The organism is Arthrobacter alpinus, assembly GCF_001445575.1.
GTDB lineage: Bacteria > Actinomycetota > Actinomycetes > Actinomycetales > Micrococcaceae > Specibacter > Specibacter alpinus_C.
Genome location: NZ_CP013200.1, coordinates 1,095,947 through 1,121,241, shown reverse-complemented (window position 1 = coordinate 1,121,241; position 25,295 = coordinate 1,095,947). Strand labels below are relative to the sequence as shown.

General features: G+C 61.5%; 18 protein-coding genes, 2 tRNA genes and 2 pseudogenes. 6 read left to right on the top strand and 16 right to left on the bottom strand.

The window, feature by feature from the left end; all coding sequences use genetic code 11:
• Nucleotides 1-2: 2 nt before the first annotated feature.
• Nucleotides 3-569 carry a TetR/AcrR family transcriptional regulator gene (locus tag AS189_RS04920; protein ID WP_062286582.1) on the bottom strand — a complete coding sequence of 189 codons (567 nt, stop codon included), beginning with the start codon at nucleotides 567-569 and terminating at the stop codon, nucleotides 3-5.
• Nucleotides 570-645: 76 nt separating this feature from the next.
• Here AS189_RS04920 and AS189_RS04915 point away from each other — a divergent pair.
• Nucleotides 646-2,195, top strand: a pseudogene (locus AS189_RS04915) (MFS transporter).
• Nucleotides 2,196-2,317: 122 nt separating this feature from the next.
• Here the strand turns inward: AS189_RS04915 and AS189_RS04910 are convergent.
• From AS189_RS04910 to AS189_RS04890, 4 genes are all read right to left on the bottom strand, one after another.
• Entirely contained in the window at nucleotides 2,318-2,581 is a 264-nt protein-coding gene (locus AS189_RS04910) for a hypothetical protein (protein ID WP_062286581.1), read from the bottom strand.
• A 310-nt stretch (nucleotides 2,582-2,891) separates the two neighbouring features.
• Nucleotides 2,892-3,812, bottom strand: a complete 921-nt coding sequence (locus tag AS189_RS04905; RefSeq protein ID WP_129587158.1) for a DUF2797 domain-containing protein — start codon at nucleotides 3,810-3,812, stop codon at nucleotides 2,892-2,894.
• A gap of 5 nt (nucleotides 3,813-3,817) precedes the next feature.
• The gene (locus tag AS189_RS04895; RefSeq protein ID WP_062286578.1) at nucleotides 3,818-4,690 is read right to left on the bottom strand and encodes an HpcH/HpaI aldolase/citrate lyase family protein; all 873 of its coding nucleotides are present in this window, start codon (nucleotides 4,688-4,690) and stop codon (nucleotides 3,818-3,820) included.
• Nucleotides 4,691-4,778: 88 nt separating this feature from the next.
• On the bottom strand, nucleotides 4,779-7,871 hold the full coding sequence (locus tag AS189_RS04890) for a hypothetical protein (protein ID WP_062286577.1): 3,093 nt from the start codon (nucleotides 7,869-7,871) through the stop codon (nucleotides 4,779-4,781).
• A 346-nt stretch (nucleotides 7,872-8,217) separates the two neighbouring features.
• On the opposite strand from AS189_RS04890, the gene AS189_RS04885 reads away from it, so the two are divergent.
• The 5 genes and pseudogenes from AS189_RS04885 to AS189_RS04865 all read left to right on the top strand — a co-directional run bounded on the left by AS189_RS04885 (nucleotide 8,218) and on the right by AS189_RS04865 (nucleotide 13,373).
• Nucleotides 8,218-9,264 carry an ABC transporter substrate-binding protein gene (locus tag AS189_RS04885; RefSeq protein ID WP_062286576.1) on the top strand — a complete coding sequence of 349 codons (1,047 nt, stop codon included), beginning with the start codon at nucleotides 8,218-8,220 and terminating at the stop codon, nucleotides 9,262-9,264.
• A gap of 2 nt (nucleotides 9,265-9,266) precedes the next feature.
• Nucleotides 9,267-10,160: an ABC transporter ATP-binding protein gene (locus tag AS189_RS04880; RefSeq protein ID WP_062286575.1), complete on the top strand. Its 894-nt coding sequence runs from the start codon at nucleotides 9,267-9,269 to the stop codon at nucleotides 10,158-10,160.
• Entirely contained in the window at nucleotides 10,160-11,050 is an 891-nt protein-coding gene (locus AS189_RS04875; protein WP_062286574.1) for an ABC transporter permease, read from the top strand. Before AS189_RS04880 ends, AS189_RS04875 begins: the two co-directional genes overlap by 1 nt.
• A 48-nt stretch (nucleotides 11,051-11,098) precedes the next feature.
• Nucleotides 11,099-12,036, top strand: a pseudogene (locus tag AS189_RS04870) (TauD/TfdA dioxygenase family protein).
• A 2-nt stretch (nucleotides 12,037-12,038) separates the two neighbouring features.
• Complete coding sequence (locus AS189_RS04865; RefSeq protein ID WP_062286573.1) at nucleotides 12,039-13,373, top strand: LLM class flavin-dependent oxidoreductase; 1,335 nt, start codon at nucleotides 12,039-12,041, stop codon at nucleotides 13,371-13,373.
• 200 nt (nucleotides 13,374-13,573) lie between these two features.
• Here the strand turns inward: AS189_RS04865 and AS189_RS04860 are convergent, their stop codons facing one another.
• The 11 genes from AS189_RS04860 to kdpC all read right to left on the bottom strand — a co-directional run bounded on the left by AS189_RS04860 (nucleotide 13,574) and on the right by kdpC (nucleotide 25,291).
• Nucleotides 13,574-15,145, bottom strand: a complete 1,572-nt coding sequence (locus AS189_RS04860; protein WP_062286572.1) for a Na+/H+ antiporter — start codon at nucleotides 15,143-15,145, stop codon at nucleotides 13,574-13,576.
• A 10-nt stretch (nucleotides 15,146-15,155) separates the two neighbouring features.
• Nucleotides 15,156-15,821, bottom strand: a complete 666-nt coding sequence (locus AS189_RS04855) for an NAD(P)H-binding protein (RefSeq protein ID WP_062286571.1) — start codon at nucleotides 15,819-15,821, stop codon at nucleotides 15,156-15,158.
• Nucleotides 15,822-15,980: 159 nt separating this feature from the next.
• Nucleotides 15,981-16,054 (bottom strand) — tRNA-Met (locus AS189_RS04850).
• 64 nt (nucleotides 16,055-16,118) lie between these two features.
• A tRNA-Thr gene (locus AS189_RS04845) sits at nucleotides 16,119-16,190 on the bottom strand.
• A gap of 287 nt (nucleotides 16,191-16,477) precedes the next feature.
• A complete protein-coding gene (locus AS189_RS04840) occupies nucleotides 16,478-18,469 on the bottom strand; it encodes a DEAD/DEAH box helicase (protein WP_193393509.1) in 1,992 nt (663 codons plus the stop codon).
• The gene (locus AS189_RS20970; protein ID WP_272946736.1) at nucleotides 18,462-18,590 is read right to left on the bottom strand and encodes a hypothetical protein; all 129 of its coding nucleotides are present in this window, start codon (nucleotides 18,588-18,590) and stop codon (nucleotides 18,462-18,464) included. Before AS189_RS20970 ends, AS189_RS04840 begins: the two co-directional genes overlap by 8 nt.
• 245 nt (nucleotides 18,591-18,835) lie before the next feature.
• Nucleotides 18,836-19,504: an MOSC domain-containing protein gene (locus AS189_RS04835; protein WP_062286570.1), complete on the bottom strand. Its 669-nt coding sequence runs from the start codon at nucleotides 19,502-19,504 to the stop codon at nucleotides 18,836-18,838.
• A gap of 326 nt (nucleotides 19,505-19,830) precedes the next feature.
• Nucleotides 19,831-21,294: a DHA2 family efflux MFS transporter permease subunit gene (locus AS189_RS04830; protein ID WP_062286569.1), complete on the bottom strand. Its 1,464-nt coding sequence runs from the start codon at nucleotides 21,292-21,294 to the stop codon at nucleotides 19,831-19,833.
• Nucleotides 21,295-21,447: 153 nt separating this feature from the next.
• Nucleotides 21,448-22,122, bottom strand: a complete 675-nt coding sequence (locus AS189_RS04825) for a response regulator (protein ID WP_062286568.1) — start codon at nucleotides 22,120-22,122, stop codon at nucleotides 21,448-21,450.
• Between the two features lie 10 nt (nucleotides 22,123-22,132).
• Complete coding sequence (locus AS189_RS04820) at nucleotides 22,133-24,691, bottom strand: DUF4118 domain-containing protein (RefSeq protein WP_062286567.1); 2,559 nt, start codon at nucleotides 24,689-24,691, stop codon at nucleotides 22,133-22,135.
• Nucleotides 24,692-24,694: 3 nt separating this feature from the next.
• Nucleotides 24,695-25,291 (bottom strand): potassium-transporting ATPase subunit KdpC, encoded by a 597-nt coding sequence (gene kdpC / locus AS189_RS04815; protein WP_062286566.1) that lies wholly within the window; start codon nucleotides 25,289-25,291, stop codon nucleotides 24,695-24,697.
• Nucleotides 25,292-25,295 lie beyond the last annotated feature (4 nt).

Sequence of the window (25,295 nt, the reverse complement as noted above, 5' to 3'; positions counted from 1 at the left end):
CCCTAGGACCGCGCGTTGGACTTCATTTTGGCGACGACCTCCAGGAGCGAAGCGACGTCAACCTGCTCTTGCGGATTCGCGGAGCTTGCGCCCCCCGTTTGGAAGCCAAAAATTGTTGCGTTGAAGTACAACCCGTCACCCAGGAGCATGACGGCCCGTGCCACTGCGGGATCGGCAATATCGCTCAGAATCAGGTCAAACCATCGGGAATGAATTTCTGAGAAGACGAGCCGAACCACGTCTTCATCGCTTTGAATCAGGCGGTGGGCGGCCACAATGGCACGGTCAAAGGGCGAGTCGCCAAAAACACTTGTCCGCACGTAGTAGCTGGCGCATCCGGCAGGGTCCTGGGCCATGGCCGCGAAGTCCAGTTCGGCATACGCACGCAACTTCACCAGCAAAGCTTCGGTCAGAGCTTCCTTGCTCTTGAAGTGATACAGCAAGCCGCCTTTGGAGACGCCGGCGGCGGCGGCAACGGCATCTAGGGTGGCCATGCGGGGGCCGTCAACAATAAGTAGATCCTCATAGGCGCCAAGGATCCGCTCACGCGTGGAGGTCTGTGTAGTCATAGCTCCACACTACGAGGTGATGTAGTGCACCGTCCAGACGGTTTACTGTACCGGCTGGACGGTATAGAATTTTGATATGGCGTCAATTTCAACCTTCAGCACATCGACTCACACCCCTCAACGCGCAGGACTCCGCACCTGGATTGCCTTGGTTGTGTTGATGCTGCCCGTTTTGCTGGTCTCGGTGGACAACACGGTCTTGAGCTTTGCGATCCCCTCCATCTCCCTGGCACTGACACCGTCGGCGTCCGAGCTGCTCTGGATCATTGACGTCTACCCGCTGGTCCTGGCGGGCCTGTTGGTGCCCATGGGTAGCATGGCTGACAGATTTGGCCGCCGCAAGATGCTCCTGATCGGTAGCATCGGCTTCGCCGCGGTCTCCATTTTTGCGGCCTTTGCCCCCAACGCCACAGCCCTCATTGGCTACCGCGCCCTGCTCGGCCTGTTCGGCGCCATGCTCATGCCCTCCACGCTGTCGCTGATCCGCAATTTGTTTTTGCACCCGGCCCAGCGGAGAACAGCCATTGCCGTTTGGGCAGCGGGATTCTCCGGCGGCGCCGCCTTGGGCCCCATTGTGGGTGGCTTTATCTTGGAACATTTCTGGTGGGGCGCCGTCTTCCTGATGGCAGTTCCGGTCCTGATCCCGTTCCTGATTCTGGCCCCAATCTTTGTCCCCGAATCCAAGGATCCCAACCCGGGCAAGATCGATGTGTGGAGCATCCTGTTGTCCTTCGGCGCCATGGTCCCGGCCATTTTCGGCATCAAGGCGATCGCCGAGTCCGGCGTGACCTACTTGAACCTTGGCTTCATTGTTGTTGGTTTGACCCTCGGTGTGGTGTTTGTGCGCCGGCAGATGCGCCGAGAGAATCCCATGATGGATGTTTCCCTGTTCAAGAACCCGGTGTTCAGCGGCAGCGTGAGCGCAAACTTGCTGAGCATCTTTGCTCTGGTGGGATTCCTGTACTTCATCACCCAGCACCTGCAACTGGTGGTGGGCCTCTCCCCACGCATGCTGCTTATGTGCTGGTTCCGGGCCTGGCCATCACCGTTGTCTTTGGTCTGCTGGCGGCAAATCTCGCGAACCACTTCCGGCCGTCCTGGCTGGTGGTGGGCGGTCTGCTGCTCAACGCCACGGCCTTCTTAATCGTGTGGCTGAACACCGACGGATCAGTTCTAGGCATCATCATTGCCTTCGCCGTGCTCGGCGCAGGTGTGGGCACCGCCGAGACCATCTCCAACGACCTCATCCTCTCGGCAGCCCCTCCCGCTAAAGCCGGAGCGGCCTCTGCCATCTCAGAGACGGCCTACGAGGTGGGATCGGTTCTAGGAACCGCCGTCCTGGGCAGTATCCTGGCCGCTTCCTACAGGATGAATGTGGTGATTCCGCAGGGCGTCTCGGCTACTGATCACGAGACGGCGTCGCAAACACTGGGCGGGGCCATTGATGTGGCAGGCGCGCTGCCCGCCAGCCAAGGCAACGCGCTTCTGGAATCGGCCAAGCACGCCTTCGATTCCGGCTCAGGAACCGTCGCCATGGTGAGCGTAGTCGTCATGCTTGCAGCGGCGCTGATGTGCATGTGGACACTCCGCAGCGCTGTCACCGCACCGGAACCTGTGGACCACTAGGCAGGCCTGCCGGCCATCGATCGAAAAAGACGGAGCTTGCGGGTTCGGATGGGCTTAGACGGCCATCTTTTCCCGCAAGCTCCGTCTTTTAACGTGACTGCGTCCGTGTCAGCGTCAGTAGGTTATTGGTTTCCGGCTTTGCGAGCGGCTTCGCGCTTTTCCGCAGCCTTGAGTTCTTTGCGGATGTTGCGTCCGCGCAAGCCCATGGAGACCATGTGGGCCAGAAGTCCGACGCCGATGATCGGCAGGGCGATGAAGGTCATGGACGGCGTGGTTGTCACAGCACCGATCACAATAATGATGATGCCGATGAAGGTCAGCCCCATGCCCGCAAAAACAGTGTATTTGTAGGCCGGCGGAGCGGTTTCCCAGAAGTCGTTTAGCACAGGGCTAAGTCTACCGGCCGAGGGGCCCAAGTCGAACGGAGTGAGATTTTGGAGGCAGGGAGACGCTACCGACCGAGGGGCCCAAGTCGAACGGAGTGAGATTTGGGAGGCAGGGAGACGCTACCGACCGAGGGGCCCAAGTCGAACGGAGTGAGATTTGGGAGGCAGGGAGACGCTACCGACCGAGGGGCCCAAGTCGAACGGAGTGAGATTTGGGAGGCAGGGAGACGCTACCGGCCGAGGGGCCCGAATGGGCCCACGGCCGCGAGGGCCCCGCTGCGAGCTTGCGAGCAGTGGGAGCGACTGGGGATCAGAAGAGGGATTCCTGCAGCGCCGGAACCTCGGTTTGGTACTCACCCAGACGAATTTTGTGCCCTTTGAGTGCGCCTAAATCCACGAGGAACGCCCCGTCCGTTCCATCCAATTCAGCCAAGGCTGTGGGGCCGAGAAGAGAGTTCAGCCTGAGGCCGTGCGTCCCCGAATCCAGCGGCTGCGGGTAGGCTGTCCGCCGCCCTGGCGTCGCCACGGCATCGGAGAAGCTGCTTCTGAGCCACTGTTCGTCGGCGGTCTCGAACCCTTCTAGCGGCAGGTTCGCCACGAAACCACGTACGACGTCGGCCATCGCCTTGTTCGTCTGCTCCACGTGAAGCGGTGGCCGAGGATGCAGGAGTGCTGCGAACTTTGCGGCACCACGCACAAACTGGGTGGGCGGTAGATTGGTGGAAACGGCGTCTTCCAAGTGCCGCACCACCGAGCCGTCCTGGGCCCTGGCCACGTAACGGGCAACGAGCGCGCCTTGCTCGGCAAGGCGGCTCCACTTACTCCGTTCAGACGCTGTGCCCACCTTTGTGGTGCCGTCCGCAAACGTGGCAATGTACAGCCAGTGCTGCGTCGACAAGTACGCCTTCAGGCCCGGTGAGCCCTGACCGCTGCGATGGAAGTCATGCATGAGCCGCATCTGGTCCTTGGCAAAGCAGGCGCCGCACTGGAAGCCGCGCTCGGCACCCTGACCCGAAGGGCACGGGAAGTGTTGCGGCTGACCCGACTCCTCGACCCGGGAGAAGCCCAGACAGTATCTGGCCGGTACTCCATCACCCGAAAGCACCTCAAACCTCAGCCACTGCCCGGGCACAAGAGGCAGCCGCGCATCGCCGTCGTCCGTGGTGAGGGACAGCGCCGGCCCCTCAGGGGTCCACGTCACGCCGCGGACCAGCCCACCCAACTGCGCCACGACGGCTAGAGTGCGGGCTGAACGCCGTAGGCCACGGCCAGTTTCATGATCTTCTCGGCGCGGCCCAGGCGCGGCAGGTCGGAGCCGTCGCGGATGACGCCGCCACGGGCGTTGAAGTCGTTCATGAAGTCCGTGGCCCAGGCGACGTCGCTGGGGGTGGGGCTGATGACTTCGTTGATGATGGTGGTCTGATCGACGGCCAGGCATAGCTTGCCGGTCATGCCCATGGAGACGGTGATGGCCGATTGTTCACGCAGGATCGGGTGGTTGGTACCCACTGTGGGGCCATCGATGGGGCCGGGCAGGTTGCCGACGCGGCTCGCGACGACGAGCTTGGCGCGGGGGTAGGCCATGGCTTCGCGGTCCGCGGCCATTCCGGTGTCGCGGCGGAAGTCGCCGGAGCCGAAAGCGAGGCGGAAGGCCCCTTCGGCGCGGGCGATGTTGTTGGCTTCTTCGATGCCGAGGGCGGACTCAACCAGTGCCAGCACGCGAGTCTTGCCGTCGAGGCGGTGGTACGTTTCCTTGACCTGCTCGGCCTGTTCGGTCTTGGCGAGCATGACGCCGAGCAATCCGGGGACGTTGCGCAGATTGGCAACGTCGTCGGCCCAGAACTTGGAGTGGACATCGTTGATGCGAACCCATGCTTGGCCGCCGTTACGCAGCCAGTCGATGACGTCGGCACGGGCCGCATCCTTCATCTTGGGATCAACGGCATCTTCGATGTCCAGCACAATGGCGTCGGCGCGGGAGCCGGCTGCCTCGTCGAAGATCTCGGGACGAGTTGCCGGTACTAGAAGCCAGGAGCGGGCAATCTCTGCGGGGATGTTACGAGTGCGGACAGGTGTGGAAGCGGCTTCATTGCCAACGGTGCTAGACATACCTCTACCGTATACGGCGGGGCCACCGGATTCCTTGTGGTCTGCCACAAAGTGACGAAACTTTTACTGGCGAATTACGCCACATTCGCTAACCCCGCAGATACACCAACAGCTTGGCGAAAGATTGCATTCCAGTGTCATCGCCGGTCACGAGCGCTTCCTGATCCATGGCTTCTGCAAGCTGGCGCTGGCTCATATTCGACAACGACCATCCGAGAGGCGCCGCCAAGGCTGGCACGCTGTTGGTGGCAACCACCACGACGGACCGGTCCCCCAGCGCTGCCCGGACGCCGGCCGTGGCGTTCACACACTCATTGCTTGCCGAGGTCGAGGGGCAGGCAACAGCACCCGCTTCGAGCCGCTGGATCCAGGCCGCAGAGCCGCTCTGTAGTTTGGCCGCCTTGAGGCCAGCTAGGGGGACTGCCAATTCACCCGCCGCCTGCGGCGGCTGGCCAACAATATCTGCACCCGGGGAGTTTTGCAGGAACAAGAAGATGGGAACTACTAAATCCGCGGCCGCATCCACCCCCGCACAGGGATCCTTAGCAGTTCCGCCCTGGCCTGCCGGTCTTACGGCTACTGCCAGAACGCAGGCGTTGTGGTCAATGATCTCCGCTTGAAGGCTGGGCCAGAGATCACTGATGGTCCCCAACGCCGACCCTTCCGAATACCCACCATCGATGAGCTGGAATCCTTGCTGCATGCGGCATTGGGGCCCCTCACCCGGGCTTGCCGTCACCGCTGGCGCCCTGCCAGCTGGGGAGATAATGGGGAACCGGCCCGAGAGCAGTGTGGCCGTGGACCAACGGAGCTCGAGAGGACATTGCACCTGTTGGTCGTAAAGATCCACGGACAAAGGGAAACCCTGCCCGGAAACACAGGACAACCCATTTGCCGAGCCCGTGGTTTGAGTATCCCTCGCACTGGGCAGGTCAATCTGGCTGATGACGACCCTGCAGCCGGTTCCCGTGTCTGTTGAATTGAGCACAAGAGCCCCGGTGGGTCCAGAAACCGTGGGATCGAATGGCTGCGCCAATTTGCCCGCAGACTCCTCCCATACAGATTCCACCAGCCCGGCCCTATCATTCCAGGCAACGTTTTCAACGCCAGTGACCGGGTCTTTGAACCGTGTGGGGATCATGAGCCCGGTGCCGGAGGCAACAATGTCGCCCACCATAGCACCGGCAACGGCAGCACCCAAGGGATCTGGCTGGGCCAGTTTTTCCATCATTGGCACGGCGTGCTCTCCGTAGAGCCGACTCAGTGTCAGGCCAAGCGAGCCACCGCTAACACCCGAGGACACGAACACCGAATCACTCCCGCAGGAACCTGCGCTGGATAACTTCTCAAACGCCCGCGCCGTCCAACTGGCCGCGCGAATTCCGCCACCCTCCGCGGCAACGAGGATCATTGGCCGGACCTGATGCGCACCCTTGACACCCTCCACTGAGGTGACATCTATGCCGCAATTGGCATCTCGCGTCAGCCATGAGTCAAAGGCCTCCGCCAGGCTCGGTCGATCCGCTAATCCTGCCTCGATCGCGGCGGAAGCAGCCTTTTCTCTCACATGGTGCAGTACCGGATTTCCACCGTTCAGGGACCCCACAGCAAGCACCACTGCAAGCAAGCTGATGACAGGATTTGCCCGCAGCCCTATGCGCTTAAACAACTGCAGCGGCACCTGACGCTGCAGAGCCACGACGCTCAGCCCGATCACCATGACCCACGCACCCATGGTCAGAAGCGCCGTTCCTGGAACTCCCGCAAATTTGCTCATGGCCACGGGGTTCATGGCAAAGGCAAACCCCGCCCCCATAAAAACAAGGGCCACGATCACGGTGACCTTTTTCGTCGTGGTTCCGGCGATCACGCGGGGGTCAAGAATTCCGCCCCAGAGGCACCTCACCAGAAACGCGCCCACAGGGAAAGCCAAGGCCACGATCAGCATGCCCACCACGAAGTAGCGGAAGCTGGCCCACAAGGACGCATCGAAGCCCACGGCACCGACCAGACCCAAGGCCAGCGGAGCTGCGAATGCTCTGACAAGCGCCATGCCGGAAACTGCCAAGAGCACGATCGCCAGCACATCACCACACCGCCAGGCATCCATGGCCCGCTGTGGGTTGGGTGGCCGTGGCGTGATTGGCACCCCGGGCCCGGAAAAAAGGACAAGAAGAATACTCACCGTTGATACAGCCAACGGGATACCCCCGGCCACCGCCGTTTGCCGCCCCAGAGGGACCACAAGCCCCGTTGTCATGGCAACAATAATGCTGGCTATCCCCAGCAGCGCAGGTGGCAACGCCCACATCCAGTACTTAGGTGGCTCGTTGGGCGGATCCGGCACCCCAAAATACAGCGACCACGCCAACTCGCTGCGGCGCCGCCCCAGATAAAACAACCCTCCTGAAACTAAGAGCGCTGCACAACTGGTGACGACAAATTTGTTCGATCCCGCATCAACCCATGCCCTTTGAGTATCAGGCATCTGATCGTTCACCCCCGGGATGGGCACCAGGGCCAGGGCCCCAATCACCACAATCATGGCAACGGAGAATCGGTGAAAGAACAAGGCTCGCCAGGCCCGCCGCAAACAGCTCCCCGCCGAAGTTCGGAAACTTGGATAAATAAACACGAACAACAGCAGCGCAGCCAGGCCCACCCATTTCACGCCGGAAGCAATGAGTGCGGAGCCCAGAAAATCTGGCAGTGTGCCTAGCCGCAGTTGGCGGATGCCTTGCCCTTGCAAGATCAGCTCCGCTAACTCACCGGCGGCCACGGCTCCAACTGCCAGCCTTGCCATGAACTTGGAGGAAAAGAAGCTGTACAGCAGCGTGATGTACAAGATGGCAAAAACGGCATCCAGCGCGGAATAGATAACCAAGAGTCCGCAGACTTGTTGCCGGATGTCCTCCGGCAGGCTCAGCCAAAGACCCCAGTTTTCCTGACCCAGCCGGGGATCCAGGGCCTGCAACGAGCTGGCCGAGGCGCTCCTCCCGGTGGCCGTGGCGGAGTCGGCGATCAGCCTGTCCACCTCGGCCATGGCAATCCACAGCGTCACCGCCAAGACCGCCAATGTCCCTGTGCGCCAGTATGTCAGCCGAGTTCGCTGGGCAAGCTCCGCTGGATCCGTCGGCGCTGCCGGAAGGATGCCTGTAAACCATGCGAGAACTGAACTCATGACCGGCTCCTGACACCGACGCGTTACCCAGTAGAACACGATGCCTTCATTGGACGCCGCTGCCAGCACCAAGTCAAGGAGTCTTCGATTAGAGGGCGTATTAGTGCCCCGGACGGCGTCTCCGTCAAGACTTTTTGTCACGGCAGGAAATCAGGCGTCACAAGCGAAATATGACACCGTGCAGCCCTTCATTGCCCCACATTTCCCGCAGTGTCCCTCGGCGTCGAAGATGATTGCACCCGTCCAAGAAGTCCGTTTACATCGTTCACACCACCGAAAATCCCCTGCAACCAGCGAAAGCTGAAACCTTGAACGAGGTGCAGGACCAACTACAGGACTGGACACCATGAAACGCTTCCTCCCACTGGCCACCGCAGCGACCGCCATCATCCTTTCGATGACTGTCTCTGCCTGCGGCGGCCCCGCAACGGCCAGTGGTGGCAGCACCGAGGTCACCACCTTGAAGTACCAAGGATCCGCAAATTCGGTCACCCTTCCCGAACTCGCCGCGGATCTGGGCTACCTTGACGGCCTCACTCTGGAATGGGTGGGCAACACCATCAGCGGCCCGCAGGACATCCAGTCGGCAGCCACCAATCAGACTGACTTTGGTGGCGCCTTCACCGGAGCCGTGGTCAAGCTCGCCGATGCCGGCGCCCAGATCACCGGTGTTGTGAACTACTACGGCTCAGATGACAAAACATTCACTGGATTTTACGTCCTCAAGGACAGCCCCATCCGAACGGCCAAGGACCTGATCGGCAAAAAGATCGGCGTCAACACCCTCGGCGGGCAATCAGAAGCTGTCATCCGCACCTACCTCGCCAACAACGGACTCAGCGAGGCCCAGATCAAACAGGTGCAGTTGGTGGTGTTGCCTCCCAATGACACCGAGCAGGCTATCCGCAGGGGCCAGATCGACGCCGGATCGCTTGGCTCCGTGCTCCAAGACAAGGCCCTGGCCACCGGCGGCCTCCGTGCTCTCTTTACCGATGTGGAATTCTTCGGTTCATTTCCAGGCGGGCAATACGTCTTCCGCGATGACTTCATCAAGGAGAACCCCCCCACGGTACGAACCTTCACAACCGGTGTGGCCAAGGCCATCGAGTGGGAAACCACCACCCCACGTGCGGACGTCATAGCCCGATTCACCAAGATCATTCAGGCCCGAGGCCGCAGCGAAAGCACCGATGCCCTGCAGTACTGGAAGAGCGTGGGCGTTCCCAACGCCGGAGTTATCGAAGACAAGCACTTCACGCTTTGGGCCGGCTATCTCAAGGACGCCGGTCTCATCAGCGGGGAACTCCAGCCGAGCAAGTACTACACCAACGATTTCAATGACCTAGCGGGCGCCGCCACTGCTACTGCTTCAACACCGGTTTCGAAGGGATAACCATGACCGCGAAGATCAGCCTCCGTCACGTTCAACAGTCTTTTACCGTCCGTGCCACGAAAAGCGGCCCCACCACGGGCCGGCTGCCACCCGGCACCAGCTCTCTGGTGGTCCTCGACGACTTCAACCTCGATGTCCGGGCCGGAGAATTCTTGACGATTGTTGGCCCCAGCGGCTCCGGCAAAACCACTCTGCTTGACCTGCTGGCGGGTTTGACCCGCCCGGTCTCCGGCCAGGTCCTTGTGGACGGCAAGGAGGTCACTGGGCCCGGTCAGGACCGAGCCGTGGTCTTCCAGCAATACGCCTTGTTCCCCTGGCGAACGGCGGCAACGAATGTCTCCATTGGTTTGGAAGGCACCGGACTAAACCGCCGCCAGCGTGCTGCCAAGGCCAACGAGTACCTTGAACTGGTGGGCCTGACAGGCTTCGCGGAGCGATACCCGCATGAGCTTTCCGGCGGCATGAAACAGCGCGTCGCGATCGCCCGAAGTCTCGCCTACGAGCCGGACATTCTCTTGATGGACGAACCCTTCGCGGCACTGGATGCCCAGACTCGCGAACAGCTTCAGGATGAGCTGCTGCGGATCTGGCGGGAGACCGGTAAGACCATCATCTTCATCACCCACGGGATCGATGAGGCCGTCTATCTGGGCCAACGCGTCGCCGTCCTAAGCGCCAGGCCCGGCCGGCTCAAGGCGGTCGTTGACATTGATTTGGGCGACCGGTCAGAACAGGAAGACATCCATTCCACCACAACCTTCATCGAGCACCGGCACAAGGTCTGGTCTCTTCTTCACGACGAGGTTCAGGCCGCCCAGAACGCCGGCCACCGCAAAGTCCTCCCCGATGGCACTGCCCCGGATGAAGTACCTACCCAGCAAAGGAGCGTCGCCTGATGAGTGCCCTACTGACGCAAGCAACGCCGACACCGCCGACAACTCAGCGCACCGAGGTCGCACCCGCTCGCCTCCCCGAAAAGCCGCGGACGACGGCGGCACGACCTTGGCGCCAAGCCGTCACCGCTGCCCGTTCCTGGCTATGGAAATCGGCGGCAATCCTGCTCTTTCTGGCTTTCTGGGAGTTGGGCCCGCGTTACCTAGCCAGCGATTCCACTCGCGTCTTCCTGCCGCCGTTGCACGAAGTACTGATAGCCGGCGCTGACCTCATCGCCACAGGAGCCCTGCAAAGCCACGTGGCGGCCAGCCTCACGCGATCAGGAGCTGGCTTCAGCATCGCCGTCGTCCTTGGCATTTCCTTGGGGCTGGTCATTGCCTGGTACCGTCCGCTGCATTCCTTCCTCAACCCGCTGCTGGAGCTGTTCCGCAACACCGCGGCCTTGGCGCTGCTACCAGTCTTCACACTCCTGTTGGGGATCGGTGAGGAATCCAAGATCACCATTGTGGCCTTTGCAGCTTTCTTCCCCGTGCTCCTGAACACCATTGCGGGGGTGCGCACCGTAGATCCGCTGCTGGTGCGCGCCGCCAGATCGCTGGGGCTGCGCAGTCCAGCCCTCTTCCGCAAGGTCATTCTGCCGTCCGCCGTCCCCACCATTTTCACTGGGATCCGCATGGCCGGCACCTCAGCCATTCTGGTGCTGATCGCCGCCGAGATGGTGGGTGCCAAGGCCGGTTTGGGATATCTCATCACGAATGCCCAAAACAGCTTCCTCATTCCGCAAATGTACGCAGGCATCCTCACCGTCTCCTTGCTGGGCCTGCTGGTGAACGGACTGCTGGTCGGCGCCGAACGACACTTTTCCCGATGGCGCACCACCTTCAACTCTTGAACACCCGTAACAACCCATACCTGCACACCAAACCCGAAGGAAATTTCCATGTCAGTCATTACAGATACACCCGTTTCAACAGGAATCCTGTCCTTTACTAAACTCGGCAGCCGGATTGGCGCCGAAATTCGGGGTCTGGACCTTAGCGCTCCGCTCAGCCCTGCCCAGGTCGCCGCGATTCGCTCGGCGCTCAATGAGCACAAGGCCCTGGTTTTCCGTGAAGCCAACATCACTACGGATGAGGCCCAGGTCCGCTTTGCCAGCTACTTTGGCCCGCTAACCACCGCCCACCCCACCGTGGCCCCGGTAGATGGTGCCGCAAACGTCCTTCCCGTGGACAGCGAAAACGGCTCAGCCAACACCTGGCACACCGATGTCACGTTCGTCCACAACCCCCCGCAGGCATCCACCCTGCGCAGCATCACGCTGCCCCGTATGGCGGTGAGACTCTGATTGCTTCCTCGGCGGCGGCCTATCAAGACCTACCGGAGGAGCTCAGGGCGTTTGCCGATACCTTGTGGGCCGTTCACACGAACGATTACGACTACTCGGTACCCAAGAATCTTGAGCACGCCAATGCCTCCGAGCGCCGGGCCGAATTCACGCGTGAGATCTATGAATCCGTCCATCCGGTGGTCCGGGTTCATCCGTTGACCGGTGAACGGGGCCTGTTCATTGGCGGCTTTGCCCAGAGGCTGCGGATCGTGGGTTTGTCCAACACGGAATCAAAGGACATCATCCGGTTGCTGCAGGCCTATGTGATCCGTCCGGAGAATATTGTGCGCGTGAATTGGGAGCCAAACCAGCTGGTGCTCTTTGATAACCGCATCACGCAGCATTACGCCCCTGATAACTACGACGGCGCCCCGCGGACCCTGAACCGAGTCACGATTGCCGGTGAGATCCCCGTGAGCATAGCCGGACTGCTCAGCCAGTCGGTGCAGGGCGATTCCCGTTCCTACTCCGTGATTGCACCGGTGAACTAGCCATGGCTACGCAAAAACGCGAACTGCACCTGAATGCTTTTGTCCACGGCACAGGCCATCATGAAGCCTCGTGGCGTCACCCGGACGTGGACCCCGCCGCAGAACAGGATATTGCGCACTACATCAACATCGCCAAGACGGCCGAGCGCGGCAAGCTCGATTCCTTGTTCCTTGCGGACGGCCTCGCTATCTCGAGCAACATCCGGTACAACGCCTATAGCTCCTTCGAGCCTCTGACACTGCTCTCGGCGTTAGCAACAGCCACTGCACGGATCGGGCTGATCGCTACTGCCTCGACCACCTACAACCAACCGTATTCTCTGGCCCGGGCACTAGCCTCTGTGGATCGGATCAGTGCCGGCCGAGCCGGCTGGAATATTGTCACCTCAGCCGGGCAGGGCGAAGCGAAGAACTTCAATCTCACGGACCGCCCCGCCCATGCGTTGCGCTATGAGAGGGCCCATGAATTCCTTGAAACGACCAAGGCCCTCTGGGACAGCTGGGCCGACGATGCCGTAGTAGCCAACAAGGAGACCGGCATCTACAGCGACGCGGAAAAGATCAACACGATCGACCATCATGGCAAGCACTTCCAAGTCAAGGGTCCACTCAACCTCCCCCGCCCTGTTCAGGGCCATCCCTTGCTGGTCCAGGCCGGTTCCAGCGAGGCTGGCAAAGAGTTCGCCGCCCGGCATGCCGAAGCAGTGTTCACAGCCCATTTGAGCGTGGAATCTGCCCGGGAATTCTATGCCAATTTGAAAGGCCGTTTAGGTGCCTTTGGCCGCTTCCCCGAGGAACTGTTGATCCTGCCCGGCATCAGCGCCTACATCGGCGACACGAAGGAGGAAGCCCAGGAGAAATATGACTTCCTCAACTCCCTCGCCAACACCGAGTATGGCGTACAGCAACTCTCGCAGCAACTGGACTTTGATTTATCTGGATACCCGCTCGACGGCGAGCTGCCGGAGCTTCCCGCAGGAACGGACGGAGCGCAGAGCCGGAAGAAATTGATTGTTGACGTGGCCAGGAAGGACTCGCTGACCATCCGCGCCTTGACCGCAAAGTTGGCCGGCGCCCGAGGTCACTTCACCTTCATCGGAACTCCTGCCCAGGTGGCCGACGAGATTGAGTTGTGGTTCACCACTGGTGCCGCGGATGGTTTCAACATCATGCCACCAACGTTCCCGGCTGGGCTGGACGACTTTGTGGACAAGGTGGTCCCGCTCTTACAGGAGCGAGGCTTGTTCCGCACCGAGTACAGCGGGCAGACGTTGCGGGAGCACTACGGCCTGACCCGGCCGGAGGTGCAGCTGGCTGAACAGGCGCAGTCAGCCTGACACCTGCCGTTGGGGAGGGACCAGTTCAAGATGGGCCCCAGCGGCAGACGCACCAGCGGCTGTCACTGGGGAGGGTCCAGTTCATTGGGCCCACGCGCCCGAGGGGCCAAGACACGTTGGGCCCCCGCACTTGGGCCCACGCGCCCGAGGGGCCCCGGCGGCAGACGCGCCAGCGGCTGTCGTTGGGGAGGGCGTGGGGACTAGTCCGGCATGATCATGGTGCGCAGATCCAGTTGGCGCAGCACCCGATCCGCGACTTCAGGATCAGTGTCAGGTTCGTTGCGGGCCATCAAGATTTCGGCACGGGCAGCATCCAGGGCAATTGTCTGTACGGCGATGGCCAATTCACGGCCGCGACGGCGGCGCTCGGCCTGGCCTTCGTTCTTGAGGCTGCCGTCCAAAAGCTCGGCCTGCAGACGCTGCATTCGCGCCTTGACGAGCGCCGTCTTTTCCGGCGGCAGGTTCTTGATGATGTCGTTGTCCCGCAGCGCCGCCACAGCAGCGTCCTGAGCACGCAGCGCCATGAGCTTGGCCGCCTCACGTTCCTCCACGCCGTCGTCCGTTGCCTTCAGCACCCGCATGAGCCATGGCAGTGTCAGGCCCGGCAGCACCAGAGTGGTCAGTAGGACCGCGCAGGCTGCCACGATGATCTCGTGGCGACCGGGAAACGCCTCTCCTGTGGGCAGCACGGTGGGAAGCGCCAGGGCCAGAGCCAAGGTGGCCAGCCCGCGCATGCCGCACCAGCTCAAGATGATGACATCCTTGATGCCAGTGGGTGGTAAATCGCCGTCGCGCTTCTTGGACAGCATCGCCATCATGCCAAACCACAGCACGCGCACCACAATCACCAGAATGCTGATGCCGATGGCCATGGGCAGCATGCCCCAAATGGCCGAGCCCTCCACACGGATGACTTCGCGAACTTCCAGCCCCACCAAGCCGAAGGCCAAACCTGTCACCAAGAGTTCCACAACGTCCCAGAAGGCGGCACGGGTGATCCGTTCGGTAGCATCCTCGGCACGGGCGTGACGTTTCATTTCCAAGGCGGTCACCACCACGGCAATGACACCGGAAGCGTGGAGTTCCTCGGCCAGGATGTAGGCGGCAAAAGGAACCACTAGGGTGACAGCGCTTCGGGCCACGGGGGACGTGATCAGTTTGGTGATCAGCCCTGTCACCCAGCCCATGAACATACCCACGATGATGGCGAGGGCGGCGCCCAAGAGGAACTTGCCCACCACGCCGAATCCGAACGGTTCACCGTCGACGGCGGCAGCCACTGCCGCCTGGAAGATCACAATGGCGGCAGCGTCGTTGAACAGCCCTTCGCTTTGCAGCACGGTGATCAAGCGTCGGGGCATGTGGACCCGGCTGGCCACCGATTCCACGGCTACCGGGTCCGGAGGAGCGGCCATGGCCCCCAGAGCGATGGCCGCCGGAATGCCGATCCCGGGGATCAATAACCACGCGGCTCCGGCCACCATAGCGGTGGAGACCACCACGAGTGCCACGGCCAGCATGATGATGGTGCGCCATCGGACTCTAAAGACTGACCATGAGCTCTTCTGCGCCGTGGCAAACAGCAGCGGCGGCAAGAAGATGGGCAGAATCAGCTCAGGATCGATCCGCAAATCAGGGAAGCCTGGAATGAACGTCAGCGCCCCAGCCATGATCAGCATCAACACCGGATAGGGCAGCCGGAGTTTATCCCCCAAACCGACGGCAAGTACGGTGGCGAATAAGAGTCCGATAATTAATACGAGCTGTTCCACTCGCTCAATTTTACGTTGTCAGCGCATCCTCAATGGACATGGTTCCGTCGCTGAACTCAATGGTATGCATGATGGTTTCCGGGTGCGCCAGTGTGGCGGCAGCGACGAGAGCAACATTGGCTCGGGATGTCTTTGTGGGTTCGGCCGCATCGCGCTCCGCTGCCGGCCTGGGGTCAATTAACCCCGTGGCAGGCTCCAGCGTCAGGGCTCCCGGGGCAAGAATGGTCCACGCAAGCGCCCCGGTCTGGCGCAAGTGTGCGTCCGCGGCTGCCTTAGCTTCGGCATAAGCGAAGAAGCTGTTCTCAGGCGGCACACCATGGTCTGTGCTGGCACCAAGATAGGAGACCATGACATAGCGCTCCACACCTGCGGCCACGGCGGCTTCCATGGACGCAATGGCACCATCACGATCCACGGCATAGGTGCGCTCGGGGGCCCCTCCCCCGGCCCCAGCAGACCAGACGATGGCGTCCTGGCCAGCGAAGAGATCGGCGAGCTCGGCAACCGAGGAGGAAACGACGTCGTGCACCACGGGGGTAGCCCCTGTAGCCGCCACATCGTCAATGTGGGCTGCGTTGCGGATCACCGAGGTGACTTGGGTGCCCGCCGCCGTCAGCAGCGGTGCCAGCAAGAGCGCGATCTTTCCGTGCCCACCAATAATCAAGACCTTGTTCACTTGCGACTCCTTCTCGTTGGGTAGCTTGTTGGGCCAGCCTACGCCACGGATCCGGACGGCAGCTGAAGGCGCTTAAGGGCAATTAGCGGCGAGTCCAGGCAAGAAAAAACCCGCAGCTCCTCTGCCCTTGCGGGCTGGGAACTGCGGGTTTCTCTTGGGTAGCGGCACCGAGACTCGATCTCGGGACCTCACGATTATGAGTCGTGCGCTCTAACCAACTGAGCTATGCCGCCATAAATGAGAATGGCCCGTGCCGCACCGGTCAAAACCGTCTTGACACGAGCCTACTCATTTCCGGGCCCCCCACCGGAATCGATCCGGTGACCTCGTTCTTACCAAGAACGCGCTCTACCACTGAGCTAGGGGGGCAACGAAGAAATACTCTACCAGCGCTTTCGGCGGATGCGAAATCGGCCTAGTCCCAGCATGCCTATCTTGGTCCAAATAGGGACTTTTCACTCGTAATGAAACGCTCTATTGGTGCAGAAAAACCCTAGAACTCAAGGTATTTTGGCCTCTACATTGAATCTCCATGAGTTGCGTCACATGGAAACTTTATTGGTAAAAAGAAATCAGAAAGAGCACAAAATGAGCATAAAAATGAGGCCGGTCACCGCAATGGTGACCGGCCTCATTAGTGCCTTAGGGCGTGGTATTTACCACTTGCCCTTGCTGTTGAAGCTCTGGCCACCTTCGTGGCGGGGACGGCGGTCGCCGGCTCCGTGACCGGTGTGACCCTGGCCGCGATCGCTGCTGAAGCCGCGGTCAGCGCCACGGTCGGCGTTGCGGTCAGCACCGCGGTCGTTACCGCCACGGTAGCCGCCACGGTCGCCGTCGAACTTCTTCTTGAAGCCGCCCTGGCCGCGGTCATTACGCTCTTCACGGGCCTTGTACGGGGCGCCTGCACCTGCACCGGCACCTGCACCTGCGGGGCGGCGGCCGTTGTCCAGCTCGAGGTTGATGAGCTCGCCGCTGATCCGCGTACGGCTCAAGGCCTTCCACTGATCCTTGCTCAGCTCTGCAGGCAACTCGACCAGGGTGTGGTCTGAGCGGATGTCGATGCCGCCGATCTGCGAGGAGGACAGGCCACCTTCGTTGGCAATGGCACCAACAATGGAGCCGGGCATGACGCGCTGGCGACGGCCTACCGAGATGCGGTAGGTGGCGTTGCCTTCGGTCAAGGTGCGGGTCGGGCCACGTGAGCCGAAGCCGTCCTTGGCACGGTCCTTCTTCTGGTATTCCGGAGCTGCCGGCAGGTCGTTGACGAGCAACGGCTGGCCGCCCTGTGCCATAACAGCCAAGGCTGCAGCGATTTCCGAAGCGGGAACGTCGTGCTCCTGCTCGTAGGAAGCAATCAAGTCGCGGAACTTGGCAACATCCTTGGTCGCAAGGGTTTCGGTGATCTTCTCAGCGAACTTGCCCAAGCGCAGCGAGTTGATGGTCTCTGCGGAAGGCAGGTGCATCTGCTCCACCGGCTGGCGCGTGGCCTTCTCGATGGCGCGGAGCAAGTACTTCTCACGAGGAGTCATGAACAAGATCGCGTCACCCGAGCGGCCGGCGCGGCCTGTACGGCCAATGCGGTGCACGTAGGACTCGGTGTCATGCGGGATGTCGTAGTTGATGACGTGGGTGATGCGCTCAACGTCAAGGCCACGGGCCGCAACGTCGGTAGCAACCAGGATGTCGATCTTGCCGTCGCGCAGGGCCTCAACGGTGCGCTCGCGCTGCTGCTGCGGGATGTCACCGTTGATGGCTGCAGCCTGGAAGCCACGTGCCTTGAGCTTGTCAGCCAAGTCTTCGGTTGCCATCTTGGTGCGAACGAACGCGATAACGCCTTCGAACTTCTCAACCTCAAGTACGCGGGTCAGCGCATCGAGCTTGTGCGGGCCCATGACCTGCAGGTAGCGCTGGCGGGTGTTGGCACCGGTGGTGGTCTTGGACTTGACCGTCACCTCGGCCGGGTTGTTCAGGTACTGCTTGGAGATGCGGCGGATCTGGCTAGGCATGGTGGCGGAGAACAGTGCAACCTGCTTCTCGGCCGGCGTCTGGGCCAGGATCTGCTCAACGTCTTCGGCGAAGCCCATGCGGAGCATCTCATCGGCTTCATCCAAAACCAGGTACTGCAGGTTGGAGAGGTCCAACGAGCCCTTGGAGAGGTGGTCGATTACACGGCCGGGGGTACCGACAACAACCTGTGCACCGCGGCGCAAACCGGCCAGCTGGGGGCCGTAAGCGGATCCACCGTAGACGGGGAGAACGGAGAAGTTGTCCATGTGCTTGGCGTAGGACGTGAATGCTTCAGCAACCTGGAGCGCGAGCTCGCGGGTCGGAGCGAGGACCAAGATCTGGGTGTTCTTGGTGGGACCGTTGAGGTCCATCAGTTCAGCCATACGAGACAGGGCGGGAACGGCGAATGCTGCCGTCTTACCGGTACCGGTCTGAGCCAAACCAACAACGTCACGGCCTTCAAGGAGCAACGGAATCGTTGCAGCCTGGATGGGTGAGGGCTTCTCGTAGCCAACGTCGTTCAGGGCAGCCAGCACGCGGCCGTCAATACCCATATCGGCGAAAGTAACTTCGTTTTCTTCCTCCACAGCGGGGGAATTTTCAGTCAAGTTTTCGGGCACAGTCAAAATGTCCTCATTCATAGGGCCAGGCGGCGGGTGTCGCCGCGGTGAGGAAATCCAGCCGCTTCTCGGCATCCCGGGCAGGATCTCGCGCCATGTGCGCACCATTGGTGCGGCTGTCAGTGTTGAAGTTTCTCAACACTGCATGGCGTTTCTTTGCCGGCAATCCCCTATGAACGCTACTTGCCCGCTAAAACGATGCGGGCCCCAAACACTTCAGGCTCCTGCCTCAAAAATTGGGCAGAAAATAAAAGGAGATACCGGAGTGGGGGATATTTAAATTGTAGGGCATACAGTACCGCTGCACTATAGGGAAAGTCGATACTGCCCCGTGAGGTTCGGCACACAGGCTGCGCCGGGCACGTTTGAACCCACCCTTGCTAACTCTCAGCACTCGTTGCCCGCCGCGAGGATTCGGCGGAAATAGGGCCAGTAATGCGCCCCCAAGGTGAGCTCTCCGGCGTCGTGCAGGTCTTGCAAGGTATGCACATCCTGGGCCGTGGCGTCGCTGAAGAATTTGCCCACAGTGATGCCGTGATGGGGCACATGCTCAACTACGACGGCGTCTCCCGCACTAGCCTTGCCGTGTTCCAACACGCGCAGATAAGCACCCACGCGCCCGGCTGCAGTGAAACGCTTGACCCACTGCGGCTCGCCCATCCGCTCCCCGAAGGTGGCGCACGGAACCCGTGGCGAGGTGACCTCAAGCAGCGCTTTGCCGATGCGCCACCGCGTACCGATCACGGCGTGGGTGGTTTCGATGCCCTGGGTGCGCAGGTTTTCGCCAAACAAGCCAGGGGTGATGGGCCGGCCAAGTTCGGCAGACCAATAGTCGGCGTCCTCTTGCGAATAGGCGTAAATGGCCTGATCCGGACCGCCATGGTTTTCGGTGTCCGCCTGCACATCACCGAACACGCCGTACTTGCGCAGGCTGACGGGTCCGTCAACGGCACGCTTGTCAATGGCCGTCACCCCGAAGCCGGTCTTGGTGGTGATCAATTGGTGGACCCGGCAAATGGCAAGAATGGTGCCAGCCTGTGGCGCTGCGTCAGTCATGGTTAAACACTATGACAAGCGGGGTCTGCCTAACCCCAGCCGTTCCACTCGCCGGCATCTGTGCCACTGCTCTATGCGCCGAACCCAGGCTGAGTCTGTCGCATAAACGCTGAGCCACAGCTTTATGCGCCAAACCCAGGCTGGATCGGACGCATAAACGCTGTGCCACTGCTTTATGCGCCAAACCCAGGCTGGATCGGACGCATAAACGCTTATGCGCCAAACCCGGGACGGGTTCGGCGCATAAGCGACGCAGCGGGGTGCACCAACACTGCAGGTCAAGCGGGGTCCTGCTCAAGCGGGGTGCTACTCAGGCGGAGTGTTGCTCAGGCGTCAACCAAGTCCACGGGCCCGGAAACATCTGAATCGTTGGCCCAGCGTGGCAGGAACGACGCCGCCAAGGACGCGAGCACCATGCCTGCGGCCATGATCCACATGGTAAACGTGAAGCCGTCGATGAACACTGCCGACTGGCTGGTGCCGGTGCTGGCTTCGAGCGAGTTGAAGTAAATGGTGCCGATGATGGCAACACCCAGGGCACCGGCGAGTTGGCTGGTGGTGTTAAACAGGCCTGAGGCGCTGCCGGCGAACTTGGTTGGAACTTCCGAGAGCACGAAGATACCCACGGGTGCCACGACCATACCGAAGCCGGCGCCACTGAGCGCCAGACCAGCCAGCAGGTGCCAGGGAGTGACGGTGCCGCCCACGGACTGAACAGTGAAGATCAGCACGATGAATCCGACGGCGATGACCAGCGGCCCCAGCTGCAGCACCACACGACCAATTTTCTTGGCCAGAATTGCAGCGGAGATGCCAGCCAGGATCGGCACCATGATGGAGAACGGGATCATGGTCAGCCCGGCCTTCAGGATGGGATATTCCAGACCCACCTGCAGGAACAGGGTCTGGATCAAGAAGAAGCCGTTCATGGGGATGAAGAACAAGAACATCATCACAATACCGGCGGCAAACGGGCGGCTCTTGAACAGCGAAACAGCTACCAGCGGCTCGCCGCCACGCTTTTCCTCGCGGCGCTGCAGCAGCACAAATCCCGCCAGCACCAGCACACCAAACACCATGGAGAGGTAGGTCCACAGCGGCCACCCTTCCTCGCGTCCCATGGTCAGCGGATAGAGAATCGCCATCATGCCCACCGCCAGAATAACGACGCCGGACAGGTCAAGTTTGTGCCGCACCGGCGCCTTGGACTCTGGAACGAATTTGATGGCGCAGATGACGGCGAAGATTCCAACGGGGATGTTGACGAAGAAGATGGTGCGCCAGCCCCAGCCGAAGATATCGGCATCTGTTAGCACGGCACCCAGGATGGGTCCGGAGACGGCGGCAACGCCGGCAAGTGCGGAGAACCCTGCCATGGCCCCGGCCCGCTCGGACGGCTTGTACATAACCTGCAGGCTGGAGAGCACCTGCGGAATCATGGCCGCCGAGGCGAAGCCCTGGAGGGCACGGGAGGCAATGAGCATTTCCGGGTTCATGGCCGCTCCACACAGCACTGAGGCCACAGTGAAGGCAACAAGACCGATGATGAAGATCTTTTTGCGCCCGTAAATGTCGCCCAAACGGGAACCGGTGATCAAGCCAATGGCCAAAGCCAAGGTGTAGGAAGCCACCATCCACTGCAGTTCGGCATTCGCAGCGCCCAGAGCACGCTCGATGTCCGGCAGTGCGACGTTGACGATGGTGGCATCAAGGAGTTCCATGAACGAGGCCATGAACAAGGAGATGAGGGCGATGGTGCGTGCCTTGCCGACGGGCGGGGCAGATTTCATGCAGTTTTCCTTGGAAAGTTAGCTAAAAGTAAGTGGGCCATTGGGGTCGCTCAGTGCTGGCGAACCGGGCCAATGGCGCCCTGCAATTCTGCCACTAATTCTCCGGGCCCACTCGCTACGCTGCGGCCCACAGTGCAGACCTAAAATGCCGTCCTATGGAGCAAAGCGGTATCCCATGCCCGCCTCGGTCAAAAGGTGAACCGGTGCTGCGGGATCGCGCTCAAGTTTCCGTCGGAGCTGGGCCATATAGACGCGCAAATAGTGCGTTTCCTTCGCATAGGCTGGCCCCCACACCTCGGTGAGGATCTGCTGCTGGCTGATGAGACGGCCAGGATTGCGGACCAAAAGTTCCAAAACGCTCCACTCGGTGGGCGTCATCCGCACCGGTTCACCGTGCCGAAACACCTGTTTATTGGCCAGATCCACGGTAAATTCAGCCGTCTCCACCCGCGGCTCTTCGGTCTGTGCACCGGAACGCCGCGTCGCCGCCCGCAACCTGGCCAGCAGCTCATCCAAGCCGAACGGCTTTGTCACGTAGTCGTCGGCTCCTGCGTCCAGCGCCTCCACCTTGTCGTGGGATCCGTGCCGGGCGGAGAGCACGATGATGGGCACCTCGGTCCAGCCGCGCAGCCCCGCGATGACCTCCAGACCGTCCATGTCCGGCAGCCCCAGATCAAGCACGACGACGTCAATCGCCTGGGTTTGGGCGGCAGCCAATGCCGTGGTCCCGTTCGGGGCCGGCACCACCGTGTAGCCGTGGGCGTGCAAGTTGATTTGCAGGGCCCGCAAAATCTGGGGCTCGTCATCAACCACTAAAACTGTTGTCATGGCAAAGTCCTCAAAGTTCTCTCATGATCCCGGTGGAAAGCGGCATGCGAATGATCATGGTCAAGCCTCCACCAGGAGTTTGTGCCGCTTCCAGCACGCCGCCCATAATTTCGGTAAATCCCTTGGCAACAGCTAACCCCAAACCCACACCTGTGCCGCCCTGCGGACCGTAAGAGACGTCGTCGAGCCTCTGAAAAGGCCTGAACATGGCCATGACCTCGGCCGCCGGAACACCCTTGCCATGATCCACAACGCGCAACTCGCTGGCGGGGTGGCCGTTGATGGTGGCACTGCCGCTGCCGCCGATGGAGCCCACCACCAAGATTTCCGAATCCGGTGCGTACTTCACGGCGTTCTCCACAATGTTGGCAATGACCCGCTCCAGCAGGCCAGGGTCGGCGTCGATCGCAGGCATGTTGGGTGGCAGTTCCCGGCGCACCCGATCCGAAGGGACCCCGTGCAAGGCGGCAGGAAGCACCTCTTGCCAGGCCACTGGCCCCACTATGGGCCTGACCATTTGGGCGCTCAGGCGGGACATGTCCAAAAGGTTGCCCACCAGCGCATCCATCCTGTCCGAATAGTGCTCAATGGTGCCCAATAGCTCGGCTTCATCCTCGGGGCTAAAGGTCACCTCGCTCTGGCGCAGGCTGCTCACGGCCAACTTAATGCCGGCAAGAGGCGTGCGCAGATCATGGGACACGGCCCGCAAAACAGAGGTCCGGATGTTGTTGTCTTGGCTCAACTGCAGGTTCTCACGTTGAGTGACACTGAGCGCCTCGCGTTGTTCCAGGGCCAGCAAATGTGCACCAAAAGCACTCAGTAGCCGCCTGTCACTGGCAGGCAGGATCCGCCCGGAGAGGCCCAACATCCAGTACTCGGACACTTCTTCAAGGGTGTCGGCCTGCTCTGGGACAAGCGGTGGCTCATCACCCACGGAGGCCTCCAGGTTCCAGCCGTTGCCCTCGTGGACCCCGGCCGGGGCGCCGGGGTGGGTACTGCGAAAAAGGGTCACCGAGCGCATGGAGAAGTGCTCCCTTACTTGTTCCAGCAAGACCTGCACGGTGTCCTTGGAGGCAAGGATTCCACGGGCCAGTTCACTTAAGATGGCGGCCTCGGCCCCGGCCCTGATGGCTTCCCGGGAGCGCCGCGCAGACTGATCGACGGCGAGCGCAACAGCCACGGCCACGAGCAGAAACACCAGGAGTGTCAGCAGGCTCTCGGGGTCTTTGATGCGCAGCGTTCCCACCGGTGGTGCGGAATAAAAGTTCAGTATCAGGATCCCCCACACGGCGGCCAGCACGGCCGGCCAGAGTCCCCCGACTAGGGCAACGGCAATGGTTGCCGCCAGTTGGACCACCATGATGGTTTGCAGGCTTAGCTGCCCCGTGCACAGCTGCACTAAGATCGGCAGCGCCACGGCCAGCACGAACCCCACAAGGACGCGGGTCTTGTTCAGCTCGCCACGGGTGCGCACAGCCCGCCCCGAACCATTCAAAGGGTGCGGGACCATATGCACATCAATGTCCCCAGCGTCCCGGACAACCCGGGCACCCACGCCGGGGCCAAAGAGAAAACCCAGGCGTGGTTTGCGGCGTGAGGAACCGATGACTATTTGGGTGGCGCCCACGTTCTTGGCAAAATCCAGCAGCGCCGCAGCAGGGTCCGCCCCGCCCACAAAGTGGTATGTTCCGCCCAGGTCCGTGACCAGCTGGCGCTGCCCTTCAAGGGCCGACGGCGCGTCCCCGGCCACGCCGTCGGCCCGGGGCACGTGCACGGCGAGGAGTTCCCCGCCACTGACCCTGCTCAGGATTCGGGCGGCACGGCGCAACAGTACTTCGCCAACTGGTCCGCCCGGAAGCCCAACGACAACACGTTCGCGGGTGGGCCAGCTGGTCGCAATGCCGTGGCTTTCCCTATAGGCAGCGACCCCCTCTTCAACCCTGTCGGCGAGCCACAGCAACGCCAGTTCGCGCAAGGCCGTGAGGTTCCCCAGCCTGAAGTAGTTGGCCAGCGCGGCATCCACTTTGTCGGCGGCATACACATGGCCGGTGCTGAGCCGCTGGCGCAACAGTTCCGGTGGGATGTCCACCAGTTCTATCTGATCGGCCCTGCGGACCACGTCATCCGGCACAGTTTCTTGTTGGCGGACGCCGGTGATGGTTTCCACCACGTCCCCGAGCGAGGCCAGGTGCTGGACGTTGACAGTGGAGTACACGTCGATGCCGGCGGCCAGGAGCTCTTCCACATCCTGCCAACGCTTGCCGTTGCCTGCCCCGGGAATGTTGGAGTGGGCATATTCATCCACCAGGGCCAGGGCCGGACGCCGCGCCAACACGGCAGCGACGTCCAGCTCCGCAAAATCGGTGCCTCGGTAGTTGATGGTCCGGGCTGGCAGGACCTCGAGTCCGGCCAGTTGCGCGCGTGTTTGTTCCCGGCCATGGTCCAGGACAATGCCCGCCACCACGTCAACACCTGCCGCGGCCTGGGCATGACCTTCATCCAGCATGGAGTAGGTTTTGCCCACCCCGGGAGCCGCACCGAGGAAGATTCGCAATATGCCGCGCGTCATAGTTTATTCTCGCAGGCCTTTGGCTGTTTTCTGCACAGCCGTCAGGGCTGCGTTCAAGGTGGTGGTGTTCACCGACGACTGGCCCAGAAAAGCGCTGATCCGCGTGCTGCTGTTCGCCGCAATCAGCTCCCGCACGGCTGCTTCGCTGAGCCCATTGGCGGCGGCCACACGCGGCACCTGCAGGGCTGCGTACGCCGGAGAAATATCCGGGTCCAGCCCCGAGCCACTGGCCGTGACCGCGTCAATGGGCACGGCACCCATGGCTGTCTTCTCCCGTACCGCTACCTCTGCACGGTTGGTGGCCATCGCCTCCACCAGCGCGGTCTGGTTGGGTCCCAGATTGCTGGCCGAGGACGTCGCCGGGTCCCAGCCCACAGCAGAGGGCCGCGGGAAGAAGTAGGCAGTGCCGGTCACCGGCTGGGCCAACAGCGAGGACCCTGCAGCCTGCCCGCCGGAGGTGATGATGGAGCCGTTGGCCTGAGCCGGGGCTACGAGCTGGCCCAGCCCAAAGACCAGCGCGGGGTAAGCCAGCCCCAACAACAAGGTGGTGCACAGCAAAAATCGCAAAGCCGTGAAAAGTTGACGTCCATAAGCGTTCATTGTG